The following is a 15,398-nucleotide window of genomic DNA, read 5'->3' on the forward strand; positions in this document are numbered from 1 at the left end:
TCAGCTCGGCTCGGCGACCCTGTTGAGGGCCCGCGGCTGCACGCGCACCCACACCAGGGCGATGGCGGCGTACCCCAGGGCCGAGGCGACCAGCACCGGCACCGAGACACCGTCCGCGGGGAGCACCGCCGCGGCGACGACCGCCGCGACCACGAAGGCGACGTTGAAGAGCACGTCGTACAGGACGAACACGCGGCCGCGGAAGGTGTCGGCGACCGCCAGCTGCACGGTCGTGTCGACGGAGATCTTCACCCCCTGGGAGACGACGCCGAGCACGAACGACGCCACGAGCACGGCCGGGACCGTGTAGAGCGCGGTCGGGAAGACGACCACGACGGTCGCCACGGCCAGCAGGCCCGCGACGTAGTCGCGGGTGCCGACGCGACCGGCCAGCACCGGGGTGAGCACCGCGGCGGAGACGAAGCCGGCTCCGGAGACCAGCACCGCCACGCTCAGGGCGGCGAAGGCCTGCTCGCTCTGGTCGGGGGCGTAGAAGTAGTTGCGGTACAGAAGGATCACCGCGACCGTGCTGATGCCGTAGAAGAAGCGGTGCGCACCGATGGTGGCGAGGGCGTACGCCGCGGGGCGCCGCTGGTGCAGGTGGCCCAGGGCGCCGCGCAGTCCGGTGACCACGTCGACGAGCGCCGTCCGCAGGTCGGCCCGCGGCACGTCGGGGTCCGGGCCGAGACGCCTGCGTGGGAAGACCAGCGCCGAGGCACCGGCGAGCACGTAGAGCACGGCCGTCGACCCCAGCACGAGCGCCTCGGAACCCGACTGCACCTGCAGCGTCGACCCGGCGGCGAGACCGGTGAGGAAGGACGCGGTGCCCGCCGTGGGCACGATCGAGTTCGCCGTGACCAGCCGCTCGGGAGCGACGACCCGCGGCAGCGCCGTCGAGAGCCCCGCGAGCAGGAACCGGTCGACGCTGAGCGCCAGCAGGGCGAGCAGCAGCAGCACCCCGGTGCCCCACCCGGCGTAGGTGCCGAAGGCCATGACGACCACGACCGGCACACGGGCCCAGTTGGCCCACACCAGCACCGAGCGTCGCGGCCACCGGTCGAGGAAGACACCGACGAACGGGCCCAGCACGCTGAACGGCAGCAGCACCACCGCGAACGCGCCGGCGAGCGCGGCCGGCGTCGCCGCCCGCTCGGGGGAGAAGACGACGAAGGAGGCCAGCGCGGCCTGGAAGGCGCCGTCGGAGAACTGGCTGAGGCACCTGACCCCCAGCAGCTGCCGGAACCGGCGGCCGCGGAGCAGGTGCCCCAGCTCTGTTCGTACGCTCAGCTGTCGCTCTCGCCCCGGATGAACGCCTCGACGGCGGCGCGACCCTCGTCGTCGGGACGCTGCACCGGGGGGGACTTCATCAGGTAGGAGGACGCGGAGAGCACGGGGCCGCCGTGGCCGCGGTCCTTCGCGATCTTCGCGGCGCGCAGGGCGTCGATGATGATGCCGGCGGAGTTCGGGGAGTCCCAGACCTCGAGCTTGTACTCCAGGTTCAGCGGGGCGTCACCGAAGGCGCGACCCTCGAGGCGCACGTACGCCCACTTGCGGTCGTCGAGCCAGGCGACGTAGTCCGAGGGACCGATGTGGACGTTCTTGTCATCGACCAGGCCGGCGAGGCTGCCGGTCAGGTTGGAGGTGACCGCCTGGGTCTTCGAGGTCTTCTTGGACTCCAGACGCTCGCGCTCGAGCATGTTCTTGAAGTCCATGTTGCCGCCGACGTTGAGCTGGTAGGTGCGGTCCAGCGCGACCCCGCGGTCCTCGAAGAGCTTCGCCATGACGCGGTGGGTGATGGTGGCGCCGACCTGGCTCTTGATGTCGTCGCCGACGATCGGGAGACCGGCGTCCTCGAACTTCTTGGCCCACTCGGGGTCGGAGGCGATGAAGACAGGCAGGGCGTTGACGAACGCGGCGCCGGCGTCGATCGCGCACTGCGCGTAGAACTTGTCGGCCTCCTCGCTGCCCACCGGGAGGTAGGAGACGAGCACGTCGACCTCGGCGGCCTTCAGCGTGGCGACCACGTCGACCGGCTCGGCGGCGGACTCCTCGATGGTCTGGCGGTAGTACTTGCCGAGACCGTCGAGCGTCGGGCCGCGCTGCACCTCGATGCCGAGGGTGGGGACCTCGCAGATCTGGATCGTGTTGTTCTCGCTGGCGTTGATCGCCTCCGACAGGTCCTTGCCGACCTTCTTGTCGTCGACGTCGAACGCGGCGACGAACTCCACGTCGGAGACGTGGTAGTCGCCGAAGGTGACGTGCATCAGCCCCGGGACGGTGCCCGCCGGGTCGGCGTCCCTGTAGTACTCGACTCCCTGGATCAGGGAGGTGGCGCAGTTGCCCACGCCGACGATGGCGACTCGTACCGAACCCATGGGTTCTCCTTCACTTGCGTCTCCGTCCCGGTGTGACGGGACTGGTCGGGGTCTGGTGGTGCTGCGGGATGCCGCAGCCTGACTGGTGCTGGGCTGATGCCGCGTGGTGCGGGTCAGCCGGTCGTGGTGGCGGGGGGCTCTCCCCGCTCGCGCTGGATCAGCTCCGAGAGCCAGCGCATCTCGCGCTCGACCGACTCGGCGCCGTGGCGCTGCAGCTCGGTCGCGTAGGAGTCGACCTCGCGCTGCGTACGCTCCAGCTCGGACTGCACGCGCTGCAGCCGCTCGGACAGGCGCGCGCGGCGGCCCTCGAGGATCCGCAGGCGGATCTCCATGTCGGTGCGGCTGAAGAACGCGAAGCGGATGTCGAAGTCCTCGTCCTCCCACGCCGCGGGTCCGGCCTCGCGCATCAGGGCCGCGAACTCCTCGCGGCCCGCCGGGGTGACCTGGTAGACGATGCGCTGCCGCCGGCCCATCGCGGACGCCGCCTGGCCGGCGGCGGGGTCGGCGCTGCCGGCCTCGGCGATGTGGCCGGCCCGGAGCATCTTCTTCAGCGCCGGGTACAGCGAGCCGTAGGAGAGCACGCGGCGCCAGCCCAGCATGACGCCCAGCCGCTTGCGCAGCTCGTAGCCGTGCATCGGCTCCTCGTGGAGCAGGCCGAGCACCGCGAGCTCGAGGGAGGCCGACCGTCGTGCCATGGCTCTGTCCTCCCCCTGGTGTTCGTGGCGCGTACCCGCTGCGGATACCCGTCGATGTAGCAGTTGAACATATCGAACCGATATAACGAGAACTCACACGCGGGGTCACGCGAGGGAAGTCACGCATGTCACCACGCGGGGGACGCAATACTGGTCAGATGAGCAGCGCAGGGAAGACCGCCCGCACGCAGAAGGGCGGCCGCTCGACGAAGAGCGGCGGCAGGAGCCTGTGGCGTCGGATCCTCAAGGGGGTCCTGGTCACCGGTCTGCTCGGCACCGCGACGGGCATCGCGGTCTTCCTCTTCGTGTACGCCAGCACCGACGTGCCGGACCCGAACCGCGACTTCCAGACGCAGACGACCTACGTCTACTACGCCGGCGGCAACCGCGAGATCGGTCGCTTCGAGGAGCAGCGCCGCGAGTCCGTCCCCCTCGGGGACGTGCCGCAGCACGTGCAGGACGCCGTCATCGCCGCCGAGGACCGCACCTTCTACTCCAACAAGGGCATCGACCCCCGCGGCATCGTGCGGGCGGCCTTCTCCAACGCGCAGGGCAACGCCACCCAGGGCGCCTCGACGATCACGCAGCAGTACGTGAAGGTGCTCTACCTCAGCACCGAGCAGTCCCTGACCCGCAAGGTCAAGGAGGCGTTCGTCGCTCTGAAGATCCAGCAGCAGATGTCCAAGCGCGAGATCCTCCAGGGCTACCTGAACACCATCTACTTCGGGCGTGGGGCGTACGGCATCGAGGCCGCGGCCCAGGCCTTCTTCGACAAGTCGGCCTCCGAGCTGACCGTCGCCGAGGGCGCGGTGCTCGCCGCCGTGCTGAACTCGCCCGGCAACCTCGACCCCAAGGCGGGCGAGGACAACCGGCAGGCGCTCCAGGAGCGCTACGACTACGTCATCCGCTCGATGGTGGAGACCGGCACCCTCGAGGCGTCCGAGGCCGCGGAGCTGACCGGCAGCCTGCCGCGGTTCCCGCAGATCAGGATCCGCAACGTCAACGGCGGTCAGCGCGGCTTCGTGCTGGACCTCGTGCGGCAGGAGCTGCTGGCCGAGGGCTTCAGCGAGCAGGAGATCGACGGTGGCGGTCTGCGCGTACGCACGAGCCTGACCCAGCCGGCGATGAACGCGGCCCGCGACGGGATGCAGGCCGTACGCCCCGACGGCTTCCCGGCCTCGGACCTCCACGTCGCCGTGGCCTCGGTGGAGCCGGGGTCGGGCGCGCTGCGCGGCTTCTACGCCGGCCAGGGCTACCTGCAGTCCCAGCTGAACTGGGCGACCACGGGCTCCTCGCCCGGGTCGACGTTCAAGGCCTTCGCGGTCGCCGCCGCGCTGCAGAACGGGTTCAGCCTGGACGACACCTTCGACGGCAACTCGCCGCTGGTGCTGCCGGACGGCACCGACGTGGAGAACCAGGGCAACCAGTCCTACGGTTCGGCGATCACGTTGGAGACGGCGACGGAGAACTCGGTCAACACCGCCTTCATCGACCTCACCCTCGAGCTGGGCGCCCAGAAGGTGCTCAACACCGCCACGAACATGGGCATCCCGCAGAACGCGCCGGGGCTGGAGGCCAACACCGGCATCGCGCTGGGCTCCGCGACGATCTCGCCCATCGACATGGCGAACGCGTACGCCACCATCGCCAACCGCGGTCAGTACACGCCGGTGCACGTGCTCGAGGAGGTCACCGATCTCGACGGGCGGGTGCTGTGGGAGCAGTTCGACGAGTCGCGCCGGGTGCTGCGCCAGGACGTCGCGGACGACGCGTCGTACGCGCTGCAGCAGGTGGTCGCGGAGGGCACCGGGTCGACGGTCCAGTCGATCGGCCGCCCGGCAGCGGGCAAGACGGGCACCGCGACCGACGGCAACGGCAACGTGTCCTCCTCGTGGTTCGTGGGCTACACGCCGCAGCTGTCGACGGCCGTCATGTATGCCCGCGGGGACGGCAACGACCCTCTCGACGGCTACCTGCCGTCGTTCTTCGGCTCCGTCTACCCCGCCCAGACCTGGGCCGCGGTCATGAGCCGGGCCCTGGAGGGCACCGACGTGGCCGAGTTCCCGCCGCCGGGCGACGTGGACGGCGACGCACGCACGGCCCCGCCGACTCCCACGTCGACGCCGGAGCCGACCTCGGCACCCAGCCCGACGTCCTCCCCGACGCCGTCGGAGTCGCCGACCCCCAGCCCGACGCCCTCGGAGTCGCCGACTCCGAGTCCGACGCCGACGCCGACGCCCACCCCGAGCCCGACGCCGTCACCGACCCCGACGCCGAGCTCCTCACCGAGCGACGAGCAGGGTCTGCTCGGCAGGATGTTCGACGAGGACGGCTGAGCGCTCAGGTCGTGAGGACCCTGTCGAAGGACGCGGTGGTGAAGCGGACGCGGACGTCCACCTCCTCGCCGACGTCGGGCAGGTGCGGCCCGTGGGGCACGAAGAGCATCGATGCCTGCATGTGCGGCGGCTCGGCGAAGTAGCGCTGCTCACCGTCGACGGTGAACGGCGACCGCACCCACCCGGCGGCGTCCATGCCCCCCTTGGCGAGCGCGACGGCGCGGGACCGGAGACCTGAGGCACCGGTCGGGGCCTCGAGGCCGAGACCGTGCGCGGTGCCGCCCGAGACGACCATGACGACGCCGGCCCGCGGGGCGGTGCGGCCGCGGTACCCGTACGCCTGGCCGCGCTCGACGGGGTGGATGTCGAGCACCGTGGCCCGCACCGTGAGCGCGTCCCGCTCGCCGAGCCACAGCCCGGTGCCCGACCGGGTGCGCACGGTGGTGCCGGGGTGCTCGGCGCGGAGCTGAGCCACCTCGGTGGCGGTGAGGTGGGAGACCCAGACGTCGACGCCGTCCAGTCCCGCCGCGACCACGTCGAGCATGACCCGACGCGCCTCGGCGAGGTGCGCGCCGGCGAGGCCGAAGTGGGCGGAGACGCCCTCGATGCGTACGCCACCCTCGCGGGCCACGCGACCGGCCTGTCGCAGGCCGCGGGCGTCGAGGCCGTGGCGCAGCATCGACGTGCGACGCTCTAGCAGCACCCGCGGCTCGACGTCTGGCTGCTGCCGGGCCTGCTGAGCCTGGAGGGCCTGGAGGGCTCCGAGGTCCTCGAGGCGTCCGACGGTGTGGATCACCCGGGCGGCGCGGGCGGGGTCGGACAGGTCGGCGAGCCCGACGTCGAAGGAGCGCCACGGGCTGAGCACGACGACGTCGCCGTCGAAGGCGTCGAGCAGGGCGGGGACCTCGGCGTACGTGCCGGCGGCGACCACGCCCAGGCCCAGGTCGCCGGACTGGCGGGCGAGACGCTCGCGGCCCAGGCCGTACCCGTTGCCCTTGATGACCGGCACCGTCAGGGGCTCGGCCTCGATCACCCCGCGCAGGTGGGTCTGCCAGCGGTCGGTGTCGACGTAGAGGGTCAGCGGCACGCAGGCGATCCTGTCAGACCGCGGGGTCCGGCCGGCCGTGTCGACCGGCGCCCGCGGCGAACCGGCCTGCTCCCGCCTGCGCCTCGGCGAGCGAGACCCGGCCGTGCCGCAGCTCGACGGCGAGCGCCTCGCCCTCGGGGAGCCCCGCGGTCTCGAGCACGCTGAGCCGGTCGCGGCGCAGGCAGGTCTGCGGCAGGCCGGCGAGCTCGTGGGCGAGGGCCTCGGCGGCCTCGCGCGTACGCCCCGGCTCGACGACGCGGTTCACCAGCCCGATGCGCTCGGCCTCGTCCGCGTCGACGGCCCGCCCGGTGAGGATGAGGTCCATCGCGCGGCTCTCGCCGATCAGCCGGGGGAGTCGTACGGTGCCGCCGTCGATGAGCGGCACGCCCCAGCGACGGCAGAAGACGCCCAGCACCGCGTCGGAGGCGGCGACGCGCAGGTCGCACCAGGCGGCGAGCTCGAGGCCGCCCGCGACGGCGTACCCCTCGATGGCTGCGATGACGGGCTTGCCGAGCTGCATGCGGCTCGGTCCCATCGGACCGTCGGCGGGCAGGTCGTCCACCCGGTTGCTGCGGTCGGTGCCGATGCCCTTGAGGTCGGCGCCGGCGCAGAACGTGCCGCCGTCACCCCACAGCACCGCGACGTGCTGCTCTGGGTCGGCGTCGAACGCACGGAAGGCGTCGGCCAGGGCAGCAGCCGTGGGCCCGTCGACGGCGTTGCGGGCCTCGGGACGGTGCAGGACGACCGTGGTCACGGGGCCGTCGCGCTCGACGCGTACGGGTGAGCTCACCGGCGGCTCATGTAGAGCTCGAACGCCTTGTACGTCAGTGTCCGCAACGGCAGGTCCCACTCGCCGACGTACTCCACGGCCTGGCCTCCCGTGCCGACCTTGAAGCGGATGAGCCCGATCTCGGCGTCCTCCGCGTCGACGGTGTCGGTGATGCCGCGCAGGTCGTACACGTCGCAGCCGAGCGCGAGGGAGTCGCGCATCATCTGCCACTGCACCGCGTTGGAGGCCTGCACCTCCCGACGGACCGTCGAGGAGGCGCCGTAGGAGTACCAGGCGTGCGTCCCCACCGAGATCCAGATCGTCGCGGCGAGCAGGTCGCCCTCGTGGTGGGCGAGGTAGAGGCGGATCCGGTCCGGGTCCTCGGCGCCGAGCGCGGTGACCATCGTGTCGAAGTACGAGGCCGGTCGCGGAGTGAAGCCGTCGCGCTGCGCGGTCTCGACGTAGAGGGCGTGGAAGGCGGCGAGGTCGCCGTCAGTGGGGTCGAGGGACCCCTGGGTGACGCGTACGCCGGCCTTGTCGGCCTTGCGGATGTTGCGGCGCCACTGCTGGTTCATGCGGGCGAGGGCTTCGTCCTCGGTGAGCGGCTCGCCGTCGGGCAGGTCGTGGCGCAGAGGCACGTGGAAGTTGAAGCGCGGCTGGCCCGCGCTGAACCCCTCGCCGAGCCCCTGCTCGACCCAGCCGGCGTCGCGCAGCTGTCCGACGACCGCGGCGCCGACCTGGTAGCGGCCGGTCGGCGGCAGGTCCGTCAGGGCCGTGGCGGACTCGTCCTTGATGCCGTCCTTGATGGCCTCGTCGTCCCACCGGCGGTGGACGACGGGGGCGCCGATGCGTACGCCGAAGGCACCCTTCTTCTTCACGTGGTCGCTCATCGGGCCGAGCCAGGACACGAGGTCGTCGCTCGCCCAGTCGATGACGGGTCCCTCGGGGAGGTAGGCGAGGTAGCGCTTCACCTTCGGCAGCTGCCGGTAGAGCACCAGCCCGACCCCGACGAGCTCGTCGTCGGCCTCGGTGGCGCCGTGGGTGAACCAGCCGATCGACTCAGCGGCCCACTCGGGCTTCACCGCCGCCCAGGCAGGCGTCTGCAGGAACGAGGCGGACCGGCAGCGGCGCAGGAACTCGGCGTGCTGCTCGCCGGAGATGGTGCGCACCTGCAGCGAGTGCTTCACGGTGTCCGGTCGTACGGGAATGCTCACCGGGCGAGGCTAACGGTCGTCGCCGCCGGTCGAAGAGGTGACGAACGCGCGCCGCGGGCCTCCGCCTGGTCGTTGCGTGAACGTGACGGTGCCGTCGCGTTCTCGACGATGCTCGTAGCGGCCGTCGTGGATGCGGCGGTGGTGGAACGCGCACAACGGGACCATGTCGTCCAGATCGGTGGTGCCGCCGTGGGACCAGGGTCTGCGGTGGTGCAGCTCGGTCCAGGCGTAGGGGGTCTGGCACCCGGTCGCGGCGCAGGTGGTGTGCCGGGTCGCTCCCGCGAGGCGTTGGGCCTCGGAGAACAGGCGGCGTTGCCGGCCGAGGTCCAGCGGTTGGGACTCCCCACCGAGCAAGACGGGCACGAGCCCGGAGCTGCACGCGAGCCGCCGGGTGGTCGCGGAGGAGAGCCGCTCACCGGTGTCGATCCCGGCCGCCTTCACCGCCCCCGCGAGCGTGGTGTGGTCCATCGTCACCACGAGCGTGGTCGCGGTCTTGCCGGACAGCCGGTCGGTGGGCAGGTGGGTGAGGAGGTCCGCGAACGCGACCCCACGCTCATGGGCCCAGTCCCGCCCACCGTCACCCAGCGGCTGAGCTCCTTGTGCCTGGGTGGCGCCGAGGGCGGCGCGGCGGGGTGCGGTCATCGCGGCCAGGATCTTGCGCAGCACCGACCCGGCCAGGTGGGGGACGGTGAAGTGCCCGGTCACAGTGCCATCTGCGTTGTCGTGCAGCGTCAACCGGGCCTTGGCCAGGGCCCGGGACTCCTCATCGACCAGCTGCGCGTCCTCATGGGCATCGACCACGACGGGGTCGGGTTCGACGACCTCGAGGACCCGGCGGGCGTGGCGTCGCAGCTGGGTCGGGTCCAGGGTGCGGCTGCGCTCGACGAGCCGCTGCTCGACGGTGGCCTTGTCCTGGGCGGACAGCCCGGCCGGGAGCTGGGCGGTGGCGTGTGCGATCACCGCGGCGTGCTCGCGGGAGACCAGCCCGGCGTCCAGGGCCTGCCCGGTCGCCGGGAGCCGGTCATCGAGGTCGGCAGCCAGACCCACGGTGCGGGCAGCGGCTGCACCGGTGGTGCGGGTGCGGGCCGCGAGCCAGTCGCTGGTCGTACGCACCCCCGCATCAGAGGCCACGGTCGTCTTCGCAGCCGCGGCGACCAGCCGCAGCTCGTACGCCTGCAACCGCGCCCTCGCCCGAGCAACCTCGGCGATCAACGCATCACACTCCCGCGACGACAACCCCTCGACCGGACCCGCGGCGTCGAGGGCGTCATGAACCGAGCTGACCGTCTCCCGAGGACCCCGCTCACGCGACCGCCCAACGATCGGGGCGGGGTCCAGGAGCGAGGTCATGCCTGCATGCTATTCGAACATGTGTTCGAATACAAGAGGCCCCTGCAGTTGTTCACGCAAGGACGTCGTCCGTGACCTACAGCCTGGCTCGGAGCCACTCCAGGTCCTCGCGGTGCTGGTCGGCGTCGCCGGGGGTCTCGAGCAGCGCGTGCGCCCCGTGCGTACGCGCCTGTGCGATGCAGGCGGCGAGTGCATCGGGGTCCGCGTGGCCCTGGCCGAGGTTGGCGTGCCGGTCGGCACCGGAGTCGAAGTCGTCGCGGGAGTCGTTGGCGTGCACCAGGTCGAGACGGCCGGTGATGCCGGTCATCGCCTCGACGGCCCCGGTCAGGTCGATGCCGCCGGCGTGGGCGTGGCAGGTGTCCAGGCAAACGCCGACGTGCTCGCCGCCCTCCGCCGACTGCACCGCCTCCCACAATCGACTCCAGGCATCGAGACGTCGCGCCATCGCGTGGTCACCCCCCGCGGTGTTCTCGATGAGAACCGGGGTCTTCGCGGCGTCGAGCTCGGCAGCCTCGATCGCCTTGCGCCAGTTGTCGGCACCCTTCGCGGGGTCGTCCTTCGCCGTCACGTGGCCGCCGTGCACCACCAGACCGACCGCGCCGAGCTCTGTGGCAGCAGCCAGGTGCTGGGTGAGCAGCTTGCGACTCGGCATGCGGACACGATTGTTCGTGCTCGCGACATTGATGACGTACGGCGCGTGCACCACGATCGCGAGCCCGGCCGCCTCGGCGTCGGCCCGCAGCTGCGCGACCCCGCCGTCGCGCTCGAGCGCCGGACCCTTCCAGGACTGCGGGTCGCCCAGGAAGATCTGCACGAGGTCGACGCCGCGGGCCTCGGCCTCGGCTACCGGGTCTCCGTGGACGTGGGCTCCCAGACGTACGGCGGTCTCACTCATGGGCCCGAGCATGCCTGGCGGTCACGGAACCGGTCGAACCGAACAGGTCAGATCCCCATCGTGAGATCTGAGCGTCCGACACCTCCGCGGTAGGCCGCGACCACGCAGCGTCATCGCACTCTGCGAGAGATCGGGAGGATTCGAAAGGTGAGGTCCCTCATCACGTGTGCGACGGCTCTACTGCTGGCCGTGCTGATGGGCTGCGCCAGCGACGAGGTCGCCCAGACGGTAGGAACCTCGACGCCACCTGGTCCCGTCGTCTCGAAGCCGATCGTGCCGACCTCGTTGACCTGCGACACCGGTTCGCGCTCGCACGGCATCTACGACCACTGGTCCGACGGGGGTGGCGCCGCGCGGATGAGCTTCGAACTTGAGTGGCTCGACGACGGCACATGGAGAGTTGGAAGCACGGACGCCTGCTCCAGCCCGGATCGCTGATTGGGCGTAGGACCCCACGCTCGGCTACTCTGGCGTGTCGCTGTCGCGTCCGATGCGCGGCCAGCACATGCATGAGCCCTCCTGCCGCGGAGAGACCGCGGCCGCTTCAGTCCGAAGGAGGTGGAGATCGCCATGCGCAGCTACGAGCTGATGATCATCCTGGACCCGAGCCTGGACGAGCGCACGATCGCCCCGTCACTCGAGAACTACCTCAACCTGGTCCGCAACGACGGTGGCACCGTCGAGAACGTCGACGTCTGGGGACGTCGTCGTCTGGCGTACGAGATCCGCAAGAACGCCGAGGGCATCTACGCCGTCGTCAACCTCTCCGCGGAGCCCGCCACCGTCAAGGAGCTGGACCGCCAGCTCGGACTCAACGAGTCCGTGCTCCGCACCAAGGTCATGCGCCCCGACGCGCACTGATCCACAGATCAGTCGCTGGCCACTCGATTCTGTCGGCGTACGCAGGCAGGATCAGCCACCAGCAACCCCCTGACCCCAGACTGACCCCAGACATCGGGAGCCCCCATGGCAGGCGAGACCGTCATCACCGTCGTCGGCAACCTCGTCGACGACCCGGAGCTGCGCTTCACCCCCTCGGGTGCGGCCGTGGCGAACTTCCGGATCGCCTCGACGCCGCGCACCTTCGACCGCCAGACCAACGAGTGGAAGGACGGCGAAGCGCTGTTCCTGTCCTGCTCGGTCTGGCGGCAGGCGGCCGAGAACGTCGCGGAGTCCTTGCAAAAGGGCATGCGCGTCGTCGTCCAGGGTCGCCTCAAGCAGCGGTCGTACGAGACCCGCGAGGGTGAGAAGCGCACCGTCTTCGAGCTCGAGGTCGAAGAGGTCGGTCCGTCCCTGAAGTACGCGACGGCCAAGGTCGCCCGCACCACGGGCGGCGGAGGCGGCGGCTTCGGCGGCGGCGGCGGTGGCAACCGCGGGGGCAACCCCGGCGGTGGCGGCGCCGCGCAGGACCCCTGGGGCAACCAGGGTGGTCAGGGCAACCAGGGCGGTTCCGGCGGCGGCAACTCCGGGGGCAACTCCGGTGGGGGCGGCGGCTGGGGCGTGCCCGGCCAGGGCGGCTCCGGGGGAGACCCGTGGGCCAACCAGGGCGGCGACGAGCCCCCGTTCTGATCCGCCGACACGGCGACTCGGACACAGCACCACCAACCAGACAGCCACCATTCCGGCGCGAGCCGGGCTCAGAGAAGGAGCACCACAATGGCCAAGGCAGTGTTGCGCAAGCCCAAGAAGAAGGTCTGCCAGTTCTGCAAGGAGAAGGACACGGTCGTCGACTACAAGGACGCCAACCTCCTCCGCAAGTTCATCTCCGACCGCGGCAAGATCCGCGCGCGTCGGGTCACCGGCAACTGCGTGCAGCACCAGCGCGACGTCGCCATCGCGGTCAAGAACGCCCGCGAGGTCGCGCTGCTGCCCTACACGTCCACGGCTCGCTGAGAGGGGCGGGAGACATGAAGCTCATCCTCACCCAGGAGGTCACCGGTCTCGGTGCCGCCGGCGACGTCGTCGAGGTCAAGGACGGCTACGGCCGCAACTACCTCATCCCGCGGGGCCTCGGCACCCGCTGGACCCGCGGCGGTCAGAAGACCGTCGACTCCATCAAGGCCGCCCGCGCCTCGCGCGAGGTGCGTGACCTCGACCAGGCCAAGCAGATCAAGGCCGGCCTCGAGGCCAACCCCGTGCAGGTCCAGGTGCGCTCCGGTGCAGAGGGGCGCCTCTTCGGCTCCGTCAGCGTCACCGAGATCGCCTCGGCGATCGAGGAGACCGGCGCCAAGGTCGACAAGCGCAAGATCGTGATCGACCAGCCGATCCGCAGCCTGGGCACCCACCAGGTGCTCGTCCGCGTGCACGACGAGGTCGAGGCCACCGTCACGCTGAACGTCGTCGCCGCCTGATCGCAAGCACCACCGACGCGTACGCACGAAGGGCCGCTCCCCGACCGGGGGGCGGCCCTTCGTCTGTCCCGATGAGTCTCACGAGGCGAAGAACGCGTCCACCGCCACCGTCTTGTCGTCCAGCGGGACCAGACGCACCGTGCCGGCACGCCTCGTACGCCCTGGCAGGTCGAACTCGACCGTCTCGGTGCCTTGCCGAGGCTGCGCGAGGTCGATGACGCCGAGCCTCGTGCGGTTGAACGCGACCCGCAGCCGCCCGCGGTCGCGTCCCTTCTCCACCACCACACCGATGCGTGTGGCGCGAGTGACCTTGCGACTGAGCTGAGCACGGCGCTGCTCGGTCACCAGCACGTCACCGTCGAAGGCGCCCGCGCGCGTCTCCTTCGTCCACCGTGAGCGCTCGCTCGTCGTGCCGATGCGGTTGCGCGGCACCCACCACGTGGTCGCCTCCGGCGTCGGATCGACGTTGCCGCGCGCGTCCACCGCCGCGACGGTGACGCGGTGCCGGCCGCTGCTGAGTCCGACGAGCTTCAGGTACTGCTCGTCGCAGGCGACAGGCCGCCGGTCCAGGGTGCAGACGAACCCGTCACCGGCGTCGGAGGATCCGTGCACGAACTCGGCGACGCGCGACGGCTCGTAGAACCGCGGCCCGCTGAAGCGGAAGGTGTCCGGAGCGGTGGTGTCGACACCGAAGGACTGCACCGCCGGGGTCGCATCGGTGTTGGGTGACGGCTCCGCCGGGAAGGTGACCGCGTCGTCGGTGGCGCGCACCTCGAAGCGGTAACCGTCCGCCTCGCTGTCGCTGACGTCGTACGCGGCCCCCTCGGTGGCATCGCACGAGGACCATGCCGGCTCCTGGTCCGCGGGCCGTACGAGGCGGCACTCGAAGCTCAGCGTCGCGTCCTCGCGGTCGTCCACGGCGCTGAAGGCGAAGGAGACGCGGCCGGTGGTGACGTAGCCGTCGACCGGTGTGGGCGTGACGGTGTCGATGAGGGTCTCGGGAGCTGCGGTGTCGCAGTCGTCGATGCCCGGGAGCGGGAGACAGGGGCCGGCGCCGAGCAGGTCGTCCAGCGGACCGGCGTGGGCGCCGGGACCGGCCAGGACGACGAGCGTGGGCGCGAGGAGGGCGACGGCCAGGCCTCGCGCCAGCGACCGGTGCAGGGCGTGCGTACGCCGTGGCGTGTGACTCATGGTCGGTCTCCCTCGTCCCCCGGGCCCCGGCGGCCCCAGCTCAGGGTAGGAGGATCCGGGCCCTCACGGGCGAGGTTGCGTCAACCGCTCGTGCTCCGCTCGGGGGCGACGGCGCCCGGCACGTACCGGTGGAGGCGGAACAGCGTCCAGATCAGGTAGATCAGCCCGAGGCTCACCGCGGCATCGGCCGGCAGGGCCAGCACGGTGAGACCGCCGCCGAAGATCAGGGGTGGCGCGGCCAGGGAGACCCCGAGGGCGATGGCGGTGGCCCGCAGCCCGAAGTCGGGGAAGCGGCGCCCCGGTGGCAGGTCGTCGCAGAAGCCGTTCGCGGGGGCGGCGAGGAGGGCGAGGCAGAGGAGCAGCAGCGTCAGTCCCTGCGGGAGGCTCGCGACCCATCCGAGCTCAGGGGTCAGGATCGTGACCTCCTGGACGTCGGGGAACCACAGCGGCACCGACACCGCGAGCGACACGAGTGCTCCCGCGAGGAGCTCCTGCCGGCGTGGGAAGGCGGCCGGCAGGGCGAGCAGCCCCCAGATGACCAGGGCCCAGCCGACAGGGTTCGGGAGGCCGTCGAAGAACACGACGACCGGTCCGAAGGGGCCGGTGACCTCAGTCGGCGCGAACCTCACGGGGACGAGCAGGAAGAGAACTCCCATGCCGAGTCTCTGCAGCGGCGTCACCCCGTCACCGTAGCCTGCGGCCTGGCTGCTCCCGACTGTGGATAATGGGCCGGAGCGGGCTTGACAGCATGACGAGAAGGTGTCTTCCACGCGGCTTCGGCGTGTCCGGCGTGTCACACCCCCGGGCTCGCGGCGTGTTGCAGAACTTTCTTGTTTACACAGCGGAACTGCGCGAAGCCGCAGGTCAGTGACGCTGTCGACGGATTCCTCGTCGTGTTGTCCACTGGTTTGTCAACATCCTGTGCACAGGGACCCCGCGTGGACCGGCGAGTTATCCACCGCTGTCCACAGATGTTGTGGATAACGCGGTTGGCACACGTCCCGCGCGTCCCATACGTTCAGCGTCCGGCGTCGCCGCGAGGGGTCGGGGAAGACCCTCGCGGCCGTCGTCGCTCCCCGGGCCGGAGCACGGTGGACGTGGAGTGTCAGAGGTCGGGTGTGTGATCGGGACAAGA

Annotated in this window: 16 protein-coding genes; 6 read left to right on the plus strand and 10 right to left on the minus strand. The window is 71.2% G+C overall.

What is annotated here, in order from left to right; all coding sequences use genetic code 11:
- The 3 genes from KLP28_06880 to KLP28_06890 all read right to left on the minus strand — a co-directional run bounded on the left by KLP28_06880 (position 1) and on the right by KLP28_06890 (position 3,070).
- Positions 1-1,110 (minus strand): MFS transporter, encoded by a 1,110-nt coding sequence (locus KLP28_06880; protein ID QWC86400.1) that lies wholly within the window; start codon positions 1,108-1,110, stop codon positions 1-3.
- A gap of 173 nt (positions 1,111-1,283) precedes the next feature.
- Positions 1,284-2,375, minus strand: coding sequence for an inositol-3-phosphate synthase (locus KLP28_06885; protein QWC86401.1), 1,092 nt, complete (start codon positions 2,373-2,375; stop codon positions 1,284-1,286).
- A 113-nt stretch (positions 2,376-2,488) separates the two neighbouring features.
- Positions 2,489-3,070, minus strand: a complete 582-nt coding sequence (locus KLP28_06890) for a PadR family transcriptional regulator (GenBank protein ID QWC86402.1) — start codon at positions 3,068-3,070, stop codon at positions 2,489-2,491.
- Between the two features lie 158 nt (positions 3,071-3,228).
- Between KLP28_06890 and KLP28_06895 the strand changes: the two genes are divergently transcribed.
- Positions 3,229-5,406, plus strand: a complete 2,178-nt coding sequence (locus KLP28_06895) for a penicillin-binding protein (protein QWC86403.1) — start codon at positions 3,229-3,231, stop codon at positions 5,404-5,406.
- A gap of 4 nt (positions 5,407-5,410) precedes the next feature.
- Here the strand turns inward: KLP28_06895 and KLP28_06900 are convergent, their stop codons facing one another.
- The 5 genes from KLP28_06900 to KLP28_06920 all read right to left on the minus strand — a co-directional run bounded on the left by KLP28_06900 (position 5,411) and on the right by KLP28_06920 (position 10,721).
- A complete protein-coding gene (locus KLP28_06900) occupies positions 5,411-6,493 on the minus strand; it encodes an alanine racemase (GenBank protein QWC86404.1) in 1,083 nt (360 codons plus the stop codon).
- A gap of 13 nt (positions 6,494-6,506) precedes the next feature.
- The gene (locus KLP28_06905) at positions 6,507-7,283 is read right to left on the minus strand and encodes a crotonase/enoyl-CoA hydratase family protein (GenBank protein ID QWC86405.1); all 777 of its coding nucleotides are present in this window, start codon (positions 7,281-7,283) and stop codon (positions 6,507-6,509) included.
- Positions 7,280-8,437, minus strand: a complete 1,158-nt coding sequence (locus KLP28_06910) for an aminoacyltransferase (GenBank protein ID QWC86860.1) — start codon at positions 8,435-8,437, stop codon at positions 7,280-7,282. The genes KLP28_06905 and KLP28_06910 overlap by 4 nt, the downstream gene beginning before the upstream one ends.
- Before the next feature lie 48 nt (positions 8,438-8,485).
- Entirely contained in the window at positions 8,486-9,826 is a 1,341-nt protein-coding gene (locus KLP28_06915; protein QWC86406.1) for an HNH endonuclease, read from the minus strand.
- Between the two features lie 76 nt (positions 9,827-9,902).
- Complete coding sequence (locus tag KLP28_06920; GenBank protein ID QWC86407.1) at positions 9,903-10,721, minus strand: deoxyribonuclease IV; 819 nt, start codon at positions 10,719-10,721, stop codon at positions 9,903-9,905.
- A gap of 147 nt (positions 10,722-10,868) precedes the next feature.
- Here KLP28_06920 and KLP28_06925 point away from each other — a divergent pair, with 147 nt between their 5' ends.
- From KLP28_06925 to rplI, 5 genes are all read left to right on the plus strand, one after another.
- Complete coding sequence (locus KLP28_06925; protein ID QWC86408.1) at positions 10,869-11,159, plus strand: hypothetical protein; 291 nt, start codon at positions 10,869-10,871, stop codon at positions 11,157-11,159.
- A 132-nt stretch (positions 11,160-11,291) separates the two neighbouring features.
- The gene (rpsF, locus tag KLP28_06930; protein QWC86409.1) at positions 11,292-11,582 is read left to right on the plus strand and encodes a 30S ribosomal protein S6; all 291 of its coding nucleotides are present in this window, start codon (positions 11,292-11,294) and stop codon (positions 11,580-11,582) included.
- A gap of 105 nt (positions 11,583-11,687) precedes the next feature.
- A complete protein-coding gene (locus KLP28_06935; protein ID QWC86410.1) occupies positions 11,688-12,290 on the plus strand; it encodes a single-stranded DNA-binding protein in 603 nt (200 codons plus the stop codon).
- 87 nt (positions 12,291-12,377) lie between these two features.
- Entirely contained in the window at positions 12,378-12,614 is a 237-nt protein-coding gene (rpsR, locus tag KLP28_06940; protein QWC86411.1) for a 30S ribosomal protein S18, read from the plus strand.
- Between the two features lie 14 nt (positions 12,615-12,628).
- Entirely contained in the window at positions 12,629-13,072 is a 444-nt protein-coding gene (gene rplI, locus KLP28_06945) for a 50S ribosomal protein L9 (protein ID QWC86412.1), read from the plus strand.
- Positions 13,073-13,150: 78 nt separating this feature from the next.
- On the opposite strand, the gene KLP28_06950 is transcribed toward rplI, so the two are convergent.
- Both KLP28_06950 and KLP28_06955 read right to left on the minus strand, forming a co-directional pair.
- A complete protein-coding gene (locus tag KLP28_06950; protein QWC86413.1) occupies positions 13,151-14,263 on the minus strand; it encodes a hypothetical protein in 1,113 nt (370 codons plus the stop codon).
- An 80-nt stretch (positions 14,264-14,343) separates the two neighbouring features.
- A complete protein-coding gene (locus KLP28_06955) occupies positions 14,344-14,943 on the minus strand; it encodes a hypothetical protein (protein QWC86414.1) in 600 nt (199 codons plus the stop codon).
- Positions 14,944-15,398 lie beyond the last annotated feature (455 nt).

It is taken from the genome of Nocardioidaceae bacterium, assembly GCA_018672315.1.
Lineage (GTDB): Bacteria > Actinomycetota > Actinomycetes > Propionibacteriales > Nocardioidaceae > TYQ2.

Coding starts and splice junctions, on each gene's coding strand:
- KLP28_06915 (QWC86406.1), bottom strand. CDS start 9,826: ATGACCTCGCTCCTGGACCCCGCCCCGATCGTTGGGCGGTCGCGTGAG.
- KLP28_06885 (QWC86401.1), bottom strand. CDS start 2,375: ATGGGTTCGGTACGAGTCGCCATCGTCGGCGTGGGCAACTGCGCCACC.
- KLP28_06895 (QWC86403.1), top strand. CDS start 3,229: ATGAGCAGCGCAGGGAAGACCGCCCGCACGCAGAAGGGCGGCCGCTCG.
- KLP28_06950 (QWC86413.1), bottom strand. CDS start 14,263: ATGAGTCACACGCCACGGCGTACGCACGCCCTGCACCGGTCGCTGGCG.
- rpsF (QWC86409.1), top strand. CDS start 11,292: ATGCGCAGCTACGAGCTGATGATCATCCTGGACCCGAGCCTGGACGAG.
- rpsR (QWC86411.1), top strand. CDS start 12,378: ATGGCCAAGGCAGTGTTGCGCAAGCCCAAGAAGAAGGTCTGCCAGTTC.
- KLP28_06920 (QWC86407.1), bottom strand. CDS start 10,721: ATGAGTGAGACCGCCGTACGTCTGGGAGCCCACGTCCACGGAGACCCG.
- KLP28_06935 (QWC86410.1), top strand. CDS start 11,688: ATGGCAGGCGAGACCGTCATCACCGTCGTCGGCAACCTCGTCGACGAC.
- KLP28_06890 (QWC86402.1), bottom strand. CDS start 3,070: ATGGCACGACGGTCGGCCTCCCTCGAGCTCGCGGTGCTCGGCCTGCTC.
- rplI (QWC86412.1), top strand. CDS start 12,629: ATGAAGCTCATCCTCACCCAGGAGGTCACCGGTCTCGGTGCCGCCGGC.